The organism is Pseudomonas sp. FBCC-B35 (genome assembly GCF_059133755.1).
Genome location: NZ_CP101439.1, coordinates 3,031,337 through 3,047,583, shown reverse-complemented (window position 1 = coordinate 3,047,583; position 16,247 = coordinate 3,031,337). Strand labels below are relative to the sequence as shown.

Annotated in this window: 12 protein-coding genes and 1 pseudogene; 8 read left to right on the top strand and 5 right to left on the bottom strand. The window is 63.3% G+C overall.

The features are described from left to right. The 4 genes from kdpB to NMB38_RS13895 are packed head-to-tail and all read left to right on the top strand — an operon-like array spanning window position 1 to window position 6,001. Window positions 1-2,055, top strand: a complete 2,055-nt coding sequence (kdpB, locus tag NMB38_RS13910; RefSeq protein WP_059183793.1) for a potassium-transporting ATPase subunit KdpB — start codon at window positions 1-3, stop codon at window positions 2,053-2,055. Window positions 2,056-2,065: 10 nt separating this feature from the next. Next, the gene (gene kdpC / locus NMB38_RS13905) at window positions 2,066-2,632 is read left to right on the top strand and encodes a potassium-transporting ATPase subunit KdpC (RefSeq protein WP_027916273.1); all 567 of its coding nucleotides are present in this window, start codon (window positions 2,066-2,068) and stop codon (window positions 2,630-2,632) included. A gap of 22 nt (window positions 2,633-2,654) precedes the next feature. Then, on the top strand, window positions 2,655-5,309 hold the full coding sequence (locus NMB38_RS13900; RefSeq protein ID WP_197873668.1) for a DUF4118 domain-containing protein: 2,655 nt from the start codon (window positions 2,655-2,657) through the stop codon (window positions 5,307-5,309). Next, window positions 5,306-6,001, top strand: coding sequence for a response regulator (locus NMB38_RS13895; RefSeq protein WP_027916271.1), 696 nt, complete (start codon window positions 5,306-5,308; stop codon window positions 5,999-6,001). The genes NMB38_RS13900 and NMB38_RS13895 overlap by 4 nt, the downstream gene beginning before the upstream one ends. A gap of 10 nt (window positions 6,002-6,011) precedes the next feature. Here the strand turns inward: NMB38_RS13895 and NMB38_RS13890 are convergent, their stop codons facing one another. Further along, on the bottom strand, window positions 6,012-6,917 hold the full coding sequence (locus NMB38_RS13890) for a LysR family transcriptional regulator (protein WP_027916270.1): 906 nt from the start codon (window positions 6,915-6,917) through the stop codon (window positions 6,012-6,014). Between the two features lie 858 nt (window positions 6,918-7,775). On the opposite strand from NMB38_RS13890, the gene NMB38_RS13885 reads away from it, so the two are divergent. Then, a complete protein-coding gene (locus NMB38_RS13885) occupies window positions 7,776-8,018 on the top strand; it encodes a hypothetical protein (protein WP_494354808.1) in 243 nt (80 codons plus the stop codon). A 198-nt stretch (window positions 8,019-8,216) separates the two neighbouring features. On the opposite strand, the gene NMB38_RS13880 is transcribed toward NMB38_RS13885, so the two are convergent. Then, window positions 8,217-11,144, bottom strand: coding sequence for an aminotransferase (locus NMB38_RS13880; RefSeq protein WP_059184148.1), 2,928 nt, complete (start codon window positions 11,142-11,144; stop codon window positions 8,217-8,219). Window positions 11,145-11,555: 411 nt separating this feature from the next. On the opposite strand from NMB38_RS13880, the pseudogene NMB38_RS13875 reads away from it, so the two are divergent. Both NMB38_RS13875 and NMB38_RS13870 read left to right on the top strand, forming a co-directional pair. After that, a pseudogene (locus tag NMB38_RS13875) lies at window positions 11,556-12,083 on the top strand (PAS domain-containing protein); the annotation flags it as partial. 135 nt (window positions 12,084-12,218) lie between these two features. Further along, complete coding sequence (locus NMB38_RS13870) at window positions 12,219-12,668, top strand: methyl-accepting chemotaxis protein (RefSeq protein ID WP_371259686.1); 450 nt, start codon at window positions 12,219-12,221, stop codon at window positions 12,666-12,668. Here the strand turns inward: NMB38_RS13870 and NMB38_RS13865 are convergent. Next, on the bottom strand, window positions 12,649-13,029 hold the full coding sequence (locus NMB38_RS13865; protein ID WP_027916267.1) for a MerR family DNA-binding protein: 381 nt from the start codon (window positions 13,027-13,029) through the stop codon (window positions 12,649-12,651). The two genes, NMB38_RS13870 and NMB38_RS13865, sit on opposite strands and share 20 nt — an antisense overlap. A gap of 87 nt (window positions 13,030-13,116) precedes the next feature. Here NMB38_RS13865 and NMB38_RS13860 point away from each other — a divergent pair, with 87 nt between their 5' ends. Continuing rightward, window positions 13,117-13,548 (top strand): hypothetical protein, encoded by a 432-nt coding sequence (locus NMB38_RS13860; RefSeq protein WP_104926368.1) that lies wholly within the window; start codon window positions 13,117-13,119, stop codon window positions 13,546-13,548. A 70-nt stretch (window positions 13,549-13,618) separates the two neighbouring features. Here NMB38_RS13860 and NMB38_RS13855 read toward each other — a convergent pair whose 3' ends face one another. Beyond that, entirely contained in the window at window positions 13,619-15,226 is a 1,608-nt protein-coding gene (locus NMB38_RS13855) for an ABC transporter ATP-binding protein (protein WP_104926367.1), read from the bottom strand. 1 nt (window position 15,227) lies between these two features. Continuing rightward, window positions 15,228-16,247 (bottom strand): ABC transporter permease, encoded by a 1,020-nt coding sequence (locus tag NMB38_RS13850; RefSeq protein ID WP_023534824.1) that lies wholly within the window; start codon window positions 16,245-16,247, stop codon window positions 15,228-15,230.

Genomic DNA, 16,247 nt, shown 5'->3' with positions numbered 1-16,247 from the left:
ATGAACATGCCCATTCCAGAGATCAAGGCCCAACCAGACGCAGCAGCCCAGACGCGGCTGGCCGCGCTGTGGCGGCCGGCATTGCTGCAGGCGTTCCTCAAGCTCGATCCGCGTCAGCTCAAGCGCTCACCTGTCATGCTGGTGGTGGCCATCACGGCCGTACTGACCACCGTGCTGTGCCTGACCCCAGCCAATGGCGTCACCCCAGGCGTTGCGGTGCAGATCGCCGCCTGGCTATGGTTCACCGTGCTGTTTGCCAACTTCGCCGAGGCCCTTGCCGAAGGCCGGGGTAAAGCCCGTGCCGACAGCCTCAAAGCCGGCAGCCAGGGGCTCTCGGCCAGGCGGCGCAACCCGGATGGCAGCTTCGACAACGTCCCGGCCGCGTCCCTGCGCAAGGGTGATGTCGTCCGGGTCGAGGCTGGGGAGATGATCCCCGCCGACGCCGAGGTGATAGAAGGCATCGCTGCCGTCAACGAGGCAGCCATCACCGGGGAATCCGCGCCCGTCATTCGCGAGTCAGGCGGCGATCGTTCGGCGGTGACCGGCAATACCCGTCTGGTGTCGGACTGGCTGCTGATCCGCATCGCCAGCAACCCCGGTGATTCCACCCTGGACCGCATGATCGCCCTGGTCGAGGGCGCGCGCCGGCAAAAAACGCCCAACGAGATCGCCCTGGACATGCTGTTGATCGGCCTGACCCTGGTGTTTCTGATCGTGGTGGTGACCCTGCAACCCTTTGCTCACTTCGCTGGGGGCAGCTTGCCGCTGATCTTCCTGGCCGCGTTGCTCGTCACACTCATTCCCACCACCATCGGCGGCCTGCTCTCGGCCATCGGCATCGCCGGCATGGACCGCCTTGTGCGCCTCAATGTCATCGCCCGTTCAGGGCGCGCCGTGGAAGCCGCAGGCGATGTGCACACCTTGATGCTGGACAAGACCGGTACCATCACTTTCGGTAACCGCCGCTGCAGCGCACTGTACGCTGCGCCCGGGGTGACGGCCCGTGAGCTGGGGGAGGGGGCTTTGCTGGCTTCGCTGGCCGACGACACGGCAGAGGGCAAGTCGATCGTCGAGTACCTGCATCAGCTTCATGATTTCGTCGAACCGCCGGCCGGGCACTACCAACCGGTGGCCTTCACTGCCCAGACACGCCTGTCTGGTATCGACCTGGGGGCACATCGTTATCGAAAAGGCGCCGTCGATGCGCTCCTTGCCTTCGTCGATATGCCGCGCGCGGATATGCCGCCAGCCCTTGCCCGTGAGGTAGAGCGCATCGCCCAGTCAGGCGGTACGCCGCTGCTGGTCTGCGTCGACAAGCGCCTGTTGGGCGTGATTCACCTCAAGGATGTGGTCAAGCCTGGCATTCGCGAACGCTTTGCCGAACTGCGCAAACTGGGCATCAGGACCGTGATGGTCACTGGCGACAACCCGCTCACGGCAGCCGCGATCGCGGCCGAAGCAGGCGTGGACGATGTGCTGGCCGAGGCTACACCGGAGAAAAAACTGGCGCGCATTCGCCAGGAGCAGCAAGACGGGCGCCTGGTGGCCATGTGCGGCGATGGTGCCAACGACGCGCCAGCCCTGGCCCAGGCGGATGTGGGCATGGCCATGAACGATGGTACCCAGGCTGCCCGTGAGGCGGCCAACATGGTCGATCTGGACAGTGATCCGACCAAGCTGCTGGACGTGGTGCACGTTGGCAAGGCGCTGCTCGTCACCCGTGGGGCGCTGACCACCTTTTCCATCGCCAACGACGTGGCCAAGTATTTCGCCATATTGCCAGCCTTGTTTGCGGTGATTTACCCGCAGCTGGGCGTGCTCAACATCATGCAGCTGGCAAGCCCGCAGAGCGCCATCCTGTCTGCCATCGTGTTCAACGCACTGATCATCGTCGTGCTCATTCCGTTGGCCCTGCGTGGGGTGCAGATCAAGGCTGCCAGCGCTGCGCAGCTGCTCAGGCGCAACCTGCTGATCTACGGACTGGGCGGCATCATCGTACCGTTTGCCGGCATCAAGGTCATCGACCTGTTGCTCAACGCCTTGCACCTGGTCTGAGGAGGCCATCATGACTGCATACCTACGCCCGGCCCTGAGTCTGCTCCTGTCGATGACCTTTCTGACAGGTGCGCTGTACCCCTTGGCAGTCACGGGTATTGCCCAGGTGGCGTTCCCCTACCAGGCCAATGGCAGCCTGGTGCAAGACGAGCAGGGGCGTGTGCGCGGCTCTGCCTTGATCGCCCAGCGCTTCGAGGGTGACGGTTGGTTTCATTCCCGTCCTTCGGCAGGTGATTTCGCGACCGTGGCCAGCAGCGCGAGCAACCTTGCCCCTGGCAATCCCGCGTTGATGCAGCGTGTCCAGGCACAGGCGGGTGCGTTGTACCGGCCAGGGCAGGGGCCGGTCCCCTTGGCCTTGGTCACGACCTCGGGCAGTGGGCTGGACCCCCACCTGCCGCCGCAGGCCGTGGCGTATCAATTGCCACGGGTAGCTGCCGCCCGGCATCTACCCGTCGAACGCTTGCAGAGTCTGCTCGAAGCCGCCACGCTGCGCCCATTGGTGGGCCCTGCGGTGGTCAACGTCCTGGCCCTTAACCAGGCGCTGGAAAAGACGAGCCGTTCGGGCCAGGGCCTGTGACCCTTGCTGTGAAGGAAATCCCATGAGTGACTCCGACCGCGCCGATGCGCTGCTGGCGAATTTCCCCCAGCCAGGGCGAGGCCGGCTGAAGGTGTTTCTTGGCGCCGCGCCCGGTGTCGGCAAGACCTTTGCCATGCTCACCCACGCCCATGCCCAGCAGCGCATGGGCCGCCCGGTACTGGTAGGCGTGGTCGAAACCCATGGCCGTGCCGAAACCGAGGCCCTGTTGGCGGGCTTGCGCCAGCAACCGATGCTACGCACCCGTTACCGGGGCGTGACCTTGCACGAAATGGACCTGGATGGGGTGCTCGGTACCCCGGGCAGCCTGGTGCTGGTGGACGAGTTGGCCCACAGCAACGCACCGGGCAGCCGCCACGCCAAGCGCTGGCAGGATGTGCAGGAACTGCTGGCCGCCGGCATCGACGTCTACACCACGGTCAATGTCCAGCACCTGGAGAGCCTCAACGACAAGGTGCGCGATATCACCGGTGTCCTGGTGCGTGAAACGGTGCCGGACTGGGTGGTGCACGAAGCGTTCGACCTGTTGCTGGTGGACTTGCCGCCGCGCGACCTGCTCGAACGCTTGCGCGAAGGCAAGGTGTATGTGCCTGAGCAAGCGCGCGCGGCCATCGACGCATTCTTTTCCCAGCGCAACCTCAGCGCGCTGCGCGAACTGGCCATGCAGGCCGCTGCCGCCCAGGTCGATGCCGATGCGGCCCAGGGCTATCGCCAAGGCGGCGCTGCAGCGCCAGCGCTGCGTGGGCGCTTGCTGGTCGGTGTGGATGGCGATGACCAGGCCGAGCGCTTGGTGCGTCATGCCAGCCGCGTGGCGCAGCGCCGGCACCTACCCTGGAGCCTGGTCCACGTGGACAACGGTCGCCTGCGCGACGAGAGCGGGCGCCAGCGGTTACAGGCCGCCCAGCAACTGGCCGAGCGCCTGGGTGGGGACGTGGTCGTGCTGCGCGCCGCGGAGGTGGCCCGTACACTGATCGAGCATGCCCGAGAGCGGCGTGCCAGCGTGGTACTGGTCGGACAGTCCCGAGACCGGTGGCGCCGCCGCCTGTTCGGCGCTGGTGTCGCTGCACGGCTGTTGCGGGCCAGTCAGGGTCTGGAGGTCAATGTGCTCGATCGCGACGTCCTGCGCTCGGCACCCAAGCCAACGGCCCGGTATGCGTGGGTGTGGCGACATTACCTGCTGGCGCTGGCAGCGACCGCTCTGGCGGCGGGCCTGGCCTGGGCAGTGGCCAGCGTGCTGGCATTGCCCAACATTTCCCTGGTGTTTCTGGCAGCGGTCCTGCTGGTGGCGGTGCGCACCAGCCTTGGCCCCGCCCTGGCCTGTGCGCTGCTTTCATTCCTGGCGTACGATTTTCTGTTCATTCCGCCCAACTTTTCCCTGAGTATCCAGCGCGAAGAGGACGTGCTGACCCTGGTGTTCTTCCTGCTGATGGCCGCGCTCACGGGTAACCTGGCCGCGCGCCAGCGCAGCCAGTTGCAGGCCCTGCGTGAAACCCAGGCGCAAACCATCCAGTTGTTGGACCTGTCTCGACGCCTGACCGGGGCCACGGACCGTCAGGCGGTGCTGGAGGTTGCGCACCAGCACCTCGATGGTCGGCTTGGTTGGCAGGTCTGCATCCTGCAGCGCGACGAGCATGGCCAACTGCACATAGCCAGCGGCGGTCCCATTGCTTTCACCGATAACGAGCGCGCCGCGGCCCAGTGGGCCTGGCAGCACGACCAGGCGGCCGGGCGCAGCAGCGACACCCTGCCCGAAGGGCGTTGGTGGTGGTGGCCCTTGACCGTGGACAGCCAGCCTCTGGCCTTGATGGGTGTGTCTGAGCGCCCAGGCCAGGCACTCAGTGGCCCCGACCGGCGATTGCTTCGTGGCTTGGCGCAGCCTGTGGCCCAGGCCCTGGCGCGGGCGCAGTTGTCCGAGCAGTTGGAGGCGGCGCGTCTGCACGGTGAGACCGAACAACTGCGCAGTGCGTTGCTGGCCTCCGTATCCCACGACTTGCGCACGCCGCTGACGTCCATGCGCGGCAGCATCGACAGTTTGCTGGCGTTGGGCGAGGCCCTTGCCGAGTCGGACCGGCGTGAGCTGCTCGAAGGCACCCGCGACGAAGCCGAGCGGCTGGACCGCTATATTCAGAACCTGCTGGACATGACCCGCCTGGGGCACGGCAGTCTCAAGCTGGCACGGGACTGGGTAGCGCCTGCCGACATCGTGGGCAGCGCGTTGCATCGACTGCGCGCCGTGCTGGCACCCCTGAACCTGGAAACTCAGGTGCCGGCCAACTTGCCGCTGCTGTTCGTGCATGCCGCGTTGATCGAGCAGGCCCTGGTCAACGTGCTCGAGAATGCCGCGCGGTTTTCGCCTGCTCAGGGGCGGCTGCGCGTCGAGGTGACGGCGCGCGACCAGCAACTGCACATCGCCGTCAGCGATGAAGGCCCTGGCATTGCCCTGGCAGATCGGGACAAGGTCTTCGACATGTTCTACACCGCTGCCCGCGGTGATCGCGGTGGTCAGGGCACCGGCCTGGGCTTGGCGATCTGCCAGGGGATGATCGGGGCACATGGCGGTCAGGTCAGGGTTGGCGAGGGCATCGATGGCGTTGGCACCTGCATGACTTTATGCTTGCCGCTGCCTACCCAACCGGATACCGGAAGCGACCTGCCATGAGCCAGACCGCCACTTTGCTGGTCATCGATGATGAGCCCCAGATCCGCAAATTCCTGCGCATCAGCCTGGCTTCCCAGGGTTATAAAGTCCTAGAAGCGGAGAACGGCACCCAGGGGCTGGCGCAGGCGGCCTTGGGTAAGCCTGACCTGGTGGTCCTGGACCTGGGCCTGCCGGACATGGACGGGCAGCAGGTGCTGCGCGAACTGCGCCAGTGGAGCACGGTGCCGGTGGTGGTCTTGTCGGTACGCGCCAGCGAAGCGCAGAAGGTCGACGCCTTGGACAGCGGCGCCAACGACTATGTGACCAAGCCGTTTGGCATTCAGGAGTTTCTCGCACGTATTCGTGCGCTGCTCAGGCAGATACCGCAGACGGGCGGTGCCCCAGCCTGCCTCAGCATTGGGCCGCTGACCGTCGATCTTGCCTTGCGACGCGTGACCCTGGATGACGCCGAAGTGACCTTGACCCGCAAGGAATATGCACTGTTGGCGCAGCTTGCAAGCCATCCGGGGCGCGTCATCACTCAGCAGCAACTGCTCAAGGACATCTGGGGGCCAACCCATGTGGGTGACACGCATTATTTGCGCATCGTGGTCGGGCACCTGCGGCAAAAGCTTGGCGACGACCCAATGGCGCCGCGCTTCATTGCCACCGAGGCAGGGGTAGGGTACCGGTTGCTCGCCCCGGTGCAGTGACTGGCCTGGCTCAGGCTCTGGGCGGGTCCTTCTCGAACAGCGTGCGGACGCTGTCCAGGTAGTGCCGTGCGCCCAGGCCCAAGGGTCTGGATTTGATCCAGATGATGTCCACCCACAGGCGCAGGCGGCTGGCCATATTGTCCATGCGCACCTCTGCCAGTGCGCCTGACGCGATGAGCGGCTCTACCAGGGGCTGTGGCAAATAAGCCCAGCCAAGGCCTGATTGCACCAGGTCCAGTGTGGCCAGGTAGCTGTCGGTCAGCCAGATGCGTCGGGACAGCACCATGCGCGGGTCAGAGCCGGTGGGGTTGCCGGAGGCGACGATGATCTGCCGCTGTTCGGCGAAGGCTTCTTCGGGCAGGGGCATGGCACCCTGCACGCCGGCAGGGTGACGCGGGGAGGCGACGGCCACCAGTAGCTGACTGCCGGCTTCGAGAAACGACTCGCGCTCATCGATACCCGGGCGTTCGAAGACCAGTGCCAGTTGCACGGTGCCGTCGTGCAGCAAGCGGATGGCCTCGCGCTGGCTGGCCGAGCGCACCTCCACTTCCAGGCCGGGAAAGGCCTGCGCCAAGGCGTGTAGGGGTTGGCTCCAGGGCCCGGTTTGCAGTTCGGGTGCCATGGCGAGGGTCAGGCGCTTTTCCAAGCCTTGGTGCAGTTGCAGGGCCTGGGCATCGAGCAGGTTCAGCTGGCAGATCACTTGCCTGGCTTGCGGCTCCAGCGCCAGTGCTGCGCTGGTGGGCAAGGCTTTGCGGGTGGTGCGGTCGAACAGCGGCAGGTCCAGTTCTGCCTCCAGTTGCGCGATGGCCATGCTTATTGCGGATGGCACCCGGCCTAGCTTGCGCGCTGCAGCGGAAAAGGACCCGGCCTCCAGCACGGCCAGGAAGATCGTAAGGGAGTCACTGGTGAAGGCCATGCGGGTGCCTGATGCTGAGCGGGGTGGGGGTCGAGGGTAATGCTGGGGCGGGGAGATTGCTACCGCCTTACGGGTCTTCGGGGTTCATCTATAAGATTCGTCCTGAAATGGGGCTGGAGCTTTAGCCCAAGATGCCGTTGCCGTTGCCGTTGCCGTTGCCGTTGCCGTTGCCGTTGCCGTTGCCGTTGCCGTTGCCGTTGCCGTTGCCGTTGCCGTTGCCGTTGCTTTGGCTTTGGCTTTGGCTTTTGCTTCTAAGCGCGCGGTAGTCCAGGCAACACAGATCGCGACTTCAGGAGGCCGAGCGCAGGGCTTGCGGAGGGAGGTGACGGGCATGGATGCCTGTCAAGCGCTGGGCCCCAGGATGGGGCCTGCAGCGCGGTCCTCCCGGGAGCAAGCCCGGAGCGAGGGAACCCCGGAGCGTAGCGTAGGGGCCGGATGATAGGAGCAGGCGGTTTTTGCTTACTTTTTGACAAGACAAAAAGTGAGCCGCCGTAAGGGCGGAAAGGTGACTGTGCGCCACCCGCGCCAATGAATACCAACTTGCTGTATGCGCCCACGCTTTGAAGTTTGAAGTTTGAAGTTTGAAGTTTGAAGTTTGAAGTTTGAAGTTTGAAGTTTGGTTGGGTTGGTGTGGGTGTTGATAGAGAGCATAGTCCATTTGCGATGGCGACGCTTAATCACCTTTTCGCCCTTACGGCGAGTCACTTTTTGTCAAACGCGACAAAAAGTAACCAAAAAACGCTGCGCTCCATTCATACGGCCCCTACGCTGCGCTTCGGGGTTCCCTCACTCCGGTCTTGCTCCCGGGAGGACCGCGCTGTAGGCCCCATCCTGGGGCCCAGCGCTTGACAGGCATCCATGCCTGTCACCTCCCTCCGCAAGACCTGCGTTCGGCCTTCTGAAGTCGCGAAGATCAAGATCAAGATCAAGATCAAGATCAAGATCAAGATCAAGATCAAGATCAAGATCAAGATCAACAGCAACAGCAACAGCAACAGCAACAGCAACAGCAACAGCAACAGCAACAGCAACAGCAACAGCAACAGCAACAGCAACAGCAAGATGATAGTTTGGCTGATGTATGAATCTCAGTGCTGTTGATTGCTATTATTTGATTTTTAAGTATCTGCGTCTGCTATGACTGGTTTCGTTACCATAGCCTAAGAACTTTTCGTCGTGCATCACTCTCGCCCCTATATACAGCCCGTGTGGGGGCGGCCTCCCCGGGGCGCCGGACCGGCCGCTATGGGTCGCGCAGCGACACCAGTCGTCTCATAATGCTGCTCGAACACTGAAACCTCACACCCCCTGCGACAGCACCCGATCAATGCAGTCGACAAAATAATCCACACTCGCCCGCGTGGTGCACATCGGCGGTTTGATCTTCAGGATGTTCAGGTAATCGCCCGTCGGCTGCATGAAAATCCCCAGCTCGCGCAAGCGATCACACAGCACCCGGGTTTCCTCGGTCGCAGGTTCCAGCGTATCCCGGTCGCGCACCAGTTCCAGCCCCAGATAAAAGCCCGAACCATGCGCCGCGCCTGCCAATGGGTGCTTGTCGACCAGCGCTTGAAGCTGGGCCTTGAAATAGCGCCCGGTTTCGCGGGCATTGTCCCACAGGCCCTCCTGCTGCAACACATCCAGCACCGCCATGCCAATGCGGCAACTGACCGGGCTACCGCCGGCAGAGGAGAAGAAGTACCCCTCAGCCTCCAGCGCCTCGGCGATGTCGCGACGAGTGATCACTACCCCCAGCGGCTGGCCATTGCCCATACCCTTGGCCATGGTGATGATATCCGGCACCACGCCTTGCTCTTCGAAACCCCAGAAATGCTCTCCTAGACGGCCATAGCCCACCTGCACTTCGTCGGCGATGCACACCCCGCCGCGTGCACGCACCTTGGCATAGGCCGCTTGCAGGTAGCCCGGCGGTAAAGCGATGCCGCCGGCATTGCCATACACAGGCTCGCAGATGATCCCGGCCAGCTGGCGCCCGTTCGTATCGAGTTCGGCCAGGCGAGCATCGACGTCGCGCAGGTAGTCAGCGGCGCTGTCCGCGCCTCGGAAACGGCCGCGGAACGTGTTGGGGGCTTCTACCGGGTGCACCCAGGCGGGGCGAGTTTCCAGGGCCTGCGGGTTGTCGGCGATGGACGTGGAGATTGCATCCGTCGCCACTGACCAGCCATGGTAGGCCTCCAGCACGCTGAGCATGTCGCGGCCACCGCTGTAGGCCCATGCCAGGCGGATAGCCAGGTCATTGGCTTCGGTACCGCTGTTGACCATGAACACGCGGTCGAAACCGTCGGGCGCCAGGGCCAGCAGGCGTTCGGAAAATTCGGTGACGGCGGCGTAGTGAAAACGCGAATTGGTGTTGAGCAGCGACCACTGCCGGGCCGACTCGGCCGCCATGCGCGGATGACCGTGCCCCAGGACGGCCACGTTGTTGAGCATGTCCAGGTACGAGCGACCGTGCAGATCGATCAGGTAGTTGCGCCAGCCACGCTCGATCTGTGGTGGGTCGGCATAATAGTGCTTTTGCGACCGGGCAAAACTGGCCTCGCGCCGAGCCAGCAACGTGTGGGGATCTGGCAGGGCGTCGGCGTTGCAGTCCACACCCAGTAAGCCCGCAGGGGAAGGGCACAGGGCCAGCCATGCTGGCGCCTGGGAGGGCACCGCGAAGAATGGCGGTTCCAGGCTGCTGTCCAGGCACAGCTGAACGCTGAGCCTCTCGCCGCTTTTGCCCAATGCATCACCTTTTTGCAACCGTTGGCCGTCGACGGGGGCGTGGGCCAAGCCATCGATCCACAGGTTCCATGAGGGGGTGCGCAGATATCCGCTCTGTTCACCCACCGACCGCCATGTGCCGTCCTGCGGCGCCTGCACGACCGTGCCCGGTTCCAGTTTCAACTCCACGCCCAACGCACAGGTTGCCGGTTCTTCGCTACGATCGATGTGCGTCTGAGACAGGCGATACTGCCCATGCAACGTGCACGCTGGCGCTGACTGGGCTGCCAGCAGACGCTGGTCAAACCCTGGCACTTCCCAGTTGCCGGCGTCGCAGTGCACGCTCAGTACACCCAAGTCCAGGCGGGCGACAGGGCGGCCAGCCACGGTAGGGAGCAGCGGTGCGCAATCATCGAAGCTGGGTACACAAGACGCCAAGCCAGCTGCCTGCAAAATGGCGACTTCCATCAGTGCCAGCGGTGTCGCCTGCGCAGTCTCGAAAATCTGCCATTCGTGGGCGGCGTTATCGCGGATGTACTGGTTACCAGGGTCGATGGCCTGCTGTTGAGCACTACTGAGCACCAGCACAATTGCACGGTTGAGCACCAAGGGCCACAACGCGCGTAGTTCTGCCTCGGTCAGCGGATTGACCGCCTGATAGGCACTGACTGCGGCGAGCACCCTGAAGGGGTCGCCTTCGGCATGATGCAGCAGGGCTGCGCAGGTCACCGACAGGTCGGCAACGCGCCAGGTGCGAACCAAGTCGCCGAAATCGATGAGCCCCTGCAGTTGCCACTCGCGCTGCGCATCGCGAGCCCAGACGGTATTGTCATCGGTGATGTCCAGGTGCACGGCCTGGATGGGCAATTGCTCCATCAAGGGGGACAGGCGCAAGGCCGCGGCGCGTGCTGCCTCGCTCAGCCGTTCGCGTTGCCTGGGGTCGTCTACCTGTGATAGCAGGCGGTCAATCAATGCCGGGGCATGCCTGGGGTCCCACTGCAGCGTTCGCTCTAGACCCTCGTGGTCAAAATCGGCCAGGGCCCTGTCGACCTGCGCGCAGAGCGTGCCCATCGCCCTCATCACGGGGGCGGGAAGCCATCCGCATCGGGTCAGGGGTTGTCCTTGCAAGTACTCCAAAACCCGGACCCTCAGCACCTGCCCATCGATAGGCAGTGTCAGCAGGGTATCGCCATCCTTTGCGGCAAGCACCGAAGGCACCGGCAAGCCCCGGTCCCGCAGCACGCCCAGCGCAGCATGCTGGGCATGCAACTCGGGCTCGGCATAGCTGGCGTGACACGCCTTGAGCACGAACTGGGCCTGGCCAGTATCCATGAGCACATTCAGATCCTGCTGACTGCCAAGCGGCTGTATGTCACCCCGCAGGCCGTAATGCTCCCAAAGCATTGCAAGCGCCTGGGAGGGTGCCAGACAGGGCGCAGGCAGGCTCACACGTTCTGCGATGTGGCGAAGGGCGGTGGTAGCATCATGAAGGTGTGTAGGCATGGGGTCGTACCGGGTCATGAAGGGGACTGACGCCATTAATGCCCGTTCTGAGCGATGAAGAAAGACGATTGTCTTCAGTTTTTCTGACAACCCCACAAGCAGTGCGGCTACGCCGTGGAGCAACGGCCCGCGCATCGACCCTGTACACCGATAATTTCCTGTACAAGAAATACGATGCCTTAATGATGGCATCCTAGGGTGAGTCCTGGCCTCGCTCAATCACACTTATTAACCCCTTCTATAGGAACGACCACCGTATCTTCTAGTCGAAACGGCATCAGGGACGTGACGAACAGACTCCAGGCACTCCGTTGGACTGTGCCTTGGGGATGTACAAGTATTGACTGATTTGTCACACATAAGTGGTGACAAGACGCTGGTGCTGACGCACCCCACCCTCAGGTGACCCCTATGTTCAATCGGCAACTCAAAGCTACCTTGGCCGCCCGCGAAACCGAACTGGCCGCGCTTCGCCAGCGCCTCGACGTCTTGGAAAGCGGCGCATTCCTGCGCCTTGATGCACAACGTCGCGCCCTCGAATGCAGCTCGGCGTTCGCCACTGCCTTGGGCGTTTCGCCCGAAGAGGTGGTAGGGCAGCCACTCGGAAACTGGCTGGCCGCTCCGGCGCAGGAAAGCCAGGCGCTGCTGGAGGCCCTGTTGCGCTCCAGCGCCATCATCCAGTTCGACCTTGAGGGCAAGGTGGTGTCCGCCAACTCCAATTTCCTGACGGCGTTGGGTTACCGCCTGGACGAAGTGGTGGGACACCATCACCGCATGTTCTGCAGCCCTGATGAGGTCAAAGGCGAGGCCTATAGCAATTTTTGGCGCACGCTCAACGCAGGTCGCTACGTGACCGGGCGTTTCAAGCGCCTGGACCGCCACGGGCATGAGGTCTGGCTCGAGGCCAGCTATAACCCGGTCAGCGATGCCAGCGGCAAGCTGGTGAGGGTGGTCAAGTTCGCTTCCTTGGTGACCGACCAGGTGCAGCGTGAAGAGGCAGTCAAGCAAGCAGCGCAGGTGGCGCTTGAAGTGTCGCTGCAAACCGATGGCAGCGCCAGTGAAGGGGTCGTGGTCATGCAGGAAGTGGGGCAGTCCATGCAGGGGGTCGCGCGTCAACTGCAGTCGGCTGGCGATACCATCAGCGCGCTCGGCCAGCAATCGACGGTGATCAGCGCCATCGTCCAGACCATTGGCGCCATTGCATCGCAAACCAATCTGCTGGCGCTCAATGCGGCCATCGAGGCGGCGCGAGCAGGTGATCAGGGGCGTGGCTTTGCTGTGGTCGCTGACGAAGTACGCAAACTGGCCGGTCGCACCAGCGCAGCCACGGCGGAAATCGACGCGGTGGTGGCACGAAATCAGGCGTTGGTGACCCAGGCCGTGGGCGAAGTGCAAAGCAGCCGTGCTGAGGCTGCCAACGGCCTGCAGCTGGCTGACCATGCGGGGCATGTGATCAGCAGTATCCAGGAAGGTGCCAAGCGTGTGGTCGGCGCTGTCGAGCGGGTCAGCAAGGACCTGCGTTAGCATCCTGTAGGTTCGGGCGCAGGGGGCAGGCCAGGTCCAGGCGGTGCAGCAAGGATGCACGCAGTGCCTGCAGGTCGGCCATGCGCTGCTCGATGAGCGCCAGTTTATCGCGCAACAGTGCTTCAACGGCTTGTGCCGGCTCGGTTGCGCTCCACAACTGCTGCACGTTACTGCCAATTTCGCTGAGGCTGAACCCAAGGTGCTGCGCCGTACGGATGAAGGCGACCAGCTGTACGGTGTCATCGGCATAGTCCCGGTAACCGTTGGCCGAGCGCTGGGCCTTGATCAAACCCTTGGCTTCATAGAACCGCAGGGTATCGCGGCTGACCTCGCAGCAGGCGGCAAGTCGACCAATTCGCACGGCAATCTCCTTCTAAGGGTGCTTGACCCTGGAGCATACTCCAGGCTTTAGCCTGGGGCCTTCTTTACTTGAGCAAGGTGTTCGACGATGTGGAGCAAGCCCCATTACCGCAAGCTGGTGCGTATCAGTGGTTATTACGATTTGCTGATGACCATTGGTTTCGCGACCCCATGGACATTTGTCTGGTTGCACGGCTGGCTGGGTGATATGCACGCCTCCCTGGGGCTTCACGGTGAACTGCCGGTGTTCGAGCCGATGCACATGTTGATGGCCAACCTCATGGGCTCGATCGTCTGCGTGTGGGCGTGGCTGCGCATACGTCATCCTCATGTGCGGTTCGGTCGTTATGATGCGGCCGGTCGCGTGCTGTTCAGTAGCTGGCAGCTGTATGCGCTGATGCACGGCGGCTCGGCGCTGATCTGGGGCATCTTGGTGATGGAGGTAGTGTGGGCGATCCTGCAACTGATGCCCGTCACCGGGCGCCGCCAGAGGCTGTGTAGAACGCCCGCCGCCGCCTGACAGCGTGTCAACCCGATGCGCCCTGTGGATGAGCGCGTCGGGCCGGGACATGACTAACGCGCCGTGGGTGTCAGCGGCCCTCAGGCTGCAAGAACGCCGCCTCCAGCAGTTGCTGGGTGTAGGGGTGCTGCGGGTCCTGAAAGATGGCCTGAGCATCCCCTTGCTCGACCACATGACCTTGCTTGATCACCATCAGCTGATGGCTCAGGGCCTTGACCACCGCCAGGTCGTGACTGATGAACAAGTAGGTGAGGTTGTATTTTTGCTGCAGGTTGCGCAGCAGCTCAACCACCTGGCGCTGCACCGTCCGGTCCAGCGCGGAGGTGGGTTCGTCCAGCAGGATCAGCGCCGGCTTGAGCACCAGGGCCCTGGCGATCGCGATGCGCTGGCGCTGCCCGCCTGAGAACTCATGGGGGTAGCGATGGCGCGTCTGTGGGTCCAGCCCGACCTCCTGCAGTGCTGCGATGATGGCTGCTTCCTGTTCCTGGGCAGTCCCGATACGGTGGATGCGCAGGCCTTCGCCCACGATCTCGGCCACGCTCATGCGGGGGCTGAGGCTGCCGAACGGGTCCTGGAATACCACCTGCATTTCCCGGCGCAGCGGACGCACGGCTTGCTGGTTCAGCCCTTGCAGGTCCTTGCCGTGGAAGCGGATGCCGCCTTGGCTCCCAATCAAGCGCAGAATCGCCAGGCCCAGAGTCGACTTGCCTGAGCCCGACTCGCCCACAATGCCCAAGGTCTGCCCCTGAGGCAGGCTGAAATTGATACCGTCCACGGCTTTCACGTGGTCGACGGTGCGGCGCAGCAAGCCTTTCTTGATCGGGAACCACACTTTCAGGTCGTCCACCGCCAGCAGTGGCGAGCCGGGTGTGTTGTGAGCCGGCAAACCGCTGGGCTCGGCGTTGATCAGCATCTGCGTATACGGGTGCTGTGGGGCATCGAACAGCGTGGCGCAGTCGGCTTGTTCGACGATATGCCCCTGCTGCATCACGCACACCCGGTGCGCGATTCGCCGTACCAAATTCAGGTCGTGGCTGATCAACAACAGGGCCATGCCCAGGCGCGCCTGCAGCGCCTTGAGCAGGTCGAGCACCTTGAGCTGTACGGTCACGTCCAGCGCGGTGGTCGGTTCATCTGCAATCAGCAGTTCTGGCTCGTTGGCCAACGCCATGGCGATCATCACACGTTGGCGTTGGCCGCCCGAGAGCTCGTGGGGTAGCGCCTTGAGGCGCTTGCGCGGCTCTGGGATACCCACCATCTCCAGCAACTCAAGGGTGCGAGCGGTGGCCTGCTTGCCGGTCAGCCCCTTGTGGATGAGCAGGATCTCGTTGATCTGCTTTTCGATGCAGTGCAGCGGATTGAGCGAGGTCATCGGCTCCTGGAAAATCATTGCGATGCGGTCGCCGCGAATGCGCTGCATGCTCTTTTCGTTCTGCTGCAGCAAGTCCTTGCCTTGGTAGCGGATGGTGCCACTGGGATGACGCGCCAGGGGATAGGGCAGCAAGCGCAGGATCGAGTGGGCAGTCACCGACTTGCCCGAACCGCTTTCTCCGACGAGCGCCAGCGTTTCACCCTTGCGGATGTCGAAGCTGATGCCGTCGACCACCCGATTGGTGTGCTCGCCACTCACGAATTCGACGGCCAGGTCGCGCACTTCGATCAGGTTTTCTTCGCTCATGTCACTTCCTCGGGTCAAAGGCGTCGCGGGCGGACTCGCCGATGAATACCAGCAGGCTCAGCATCACGGCCAGCACGGCAAATGCGCTGATGCCAAGCCACGGCGCCTGCAGGTTGGATTTGCCCTGCGCAACCAACTCACCGAGCGACGGGGCCCCCGGAGGCAGGCCGAAGCCGAGGAAGTCCAACGCGGTCAGCGTGCCGATCGCGCCGGTGAGAATGAACGGCATGAACGTCATGGTCGAGATCATGGCATTGGGCAGGATATGCCGGTACATGATCGCGCCGTTGCGCATGCCCAGAGCGCGCGCGGCGCGCACGTACTCAAGGTTGCGTCCGCGCAGGAATTCGGCGCGGACCACGTCCACCAGGCTCATCCAGGAAAACAACAGCATGATGCCCAGCAACCACCAGAAATTGGGCTGCACGAAGCTGGCCAGGATGATCAGCAGGTAAAGCACCGGCAGGCCGGACCAGATTTCCAGGAAGCGTTGCCCGGCCAGGTCTACCCAGCCACCATAGAAACCCTGCAAGGCACCGGCGATCACGCCGATGATCGAGCTGAGCACGGTCAGGGTCAGGGCGAACAGTACCGAAATGCGAAACCCGTAGATCACCCGTGCCAGCACGTCGCGCCCTTGATCATCGGTGCCCAGCCAGTTGTCGGATGAGGGCGGGGCGGGGGCGGGTACGCGCAGGTCGTAGTTGATGCTCTGGTAGCTGAAGGGTATGGGCGCCCACAGCACGAAGCTGTCTTTCTTGGCCAGCAGGTCACGCACGTAGGGGCTTTTGTAGTTGGCTTCCAGCGGGAACTCACCGCCAAAGGTGGTTTCCGGGTAGCGCTTGAAGGCAGGGAAGTACCACTGGCCGTCGTAATGCACGGCAATGGGCTTGTCATTGGCGATGAGCTCGGCGCCCAGGCTCAACCCGAACAGGATCAGGAACAGCCACAGCGACCACCAGCCACGGCGGTTGGCCTTGAAACGCTCGAAGCGACGACGGTTCAGGGGGGACAAGGCCAT

Coding starts and splice junctions, on each gene's coding strand:
- kdpB (WP_059183793.1), top strand. CDS start 1: ATGAACATGCCCATTCCAGAGATCAAGGCCCAACCAGACGCAGCAGCC.
- kdpC (WP_027916273.1), top strand. CDS start 2,066: ATGACTGCATACCTACGCCCGGCCCTGAGTCTGCTCCTGTCGATGACC.
- NMB38_RS13900 (WP_197873668.1), top strand. CDS start 2,655: ATGAGTGACTCCGACCGCGCCGATGCGCTGCTGGCGAATTTCCCCCAG.
- NMB38_RS13895 (WP_027916271.1), top strand. CDS start 5,306: ATGAGCCAGACCGCCACTTTGCTGGTCATCGATGATGAGCCCCAGATC.
- NMB38_RS13890 (WP_027916270.1), bottom strand. CDS start 6,917: ATGGCCTTCACCAGTGACTCCCTTACGATCTTCCTGGCCGTGCTGGAG.
- NMB38_RS13885 (WP_494354808.1), top strand. CDS start 7,776: ATGCCTGTCACCTCCCTCCGCAAGACCTGCGTTCGGCCTTCTGAAGTC.
- NMB38_RS13880 (WP_059184148.1), bottom strand. CDS start 11,144: ATGCCTACACACCTTCATGATGCTACCACCGCCCTTCGCCACATCGCA.
- NMB38_RS13870 (WP_371259686.1), top strand. CDS start 12,219: ATGCAGGAAGTGGGGCAGTCCATGCAGGGGGTCGCGCGTCAACTGCAG.
- NMB38_RS13860 (WP_104926368.1), top strand. CDS start 13,117: ATGTGGAGCAAGCCCCATTACCGCAAGCTGGTGCGTATCAGTGGTTAT.
- NMB38_RS13855 (WP_104926367.1), bottom strand. CDS start 15,226: ATGAGCGAAGAAAACCTGATCGAAGTGCGCGACCTGGCCGTCGAATTC.
- NMB38_RS13850 (WP_023534824.1), bottom strand. CDS start 16,247: ATGGCCTTGTCCCCCCTGAACCGTCGTCGCTTCGAGCGTTTCAAGGCC.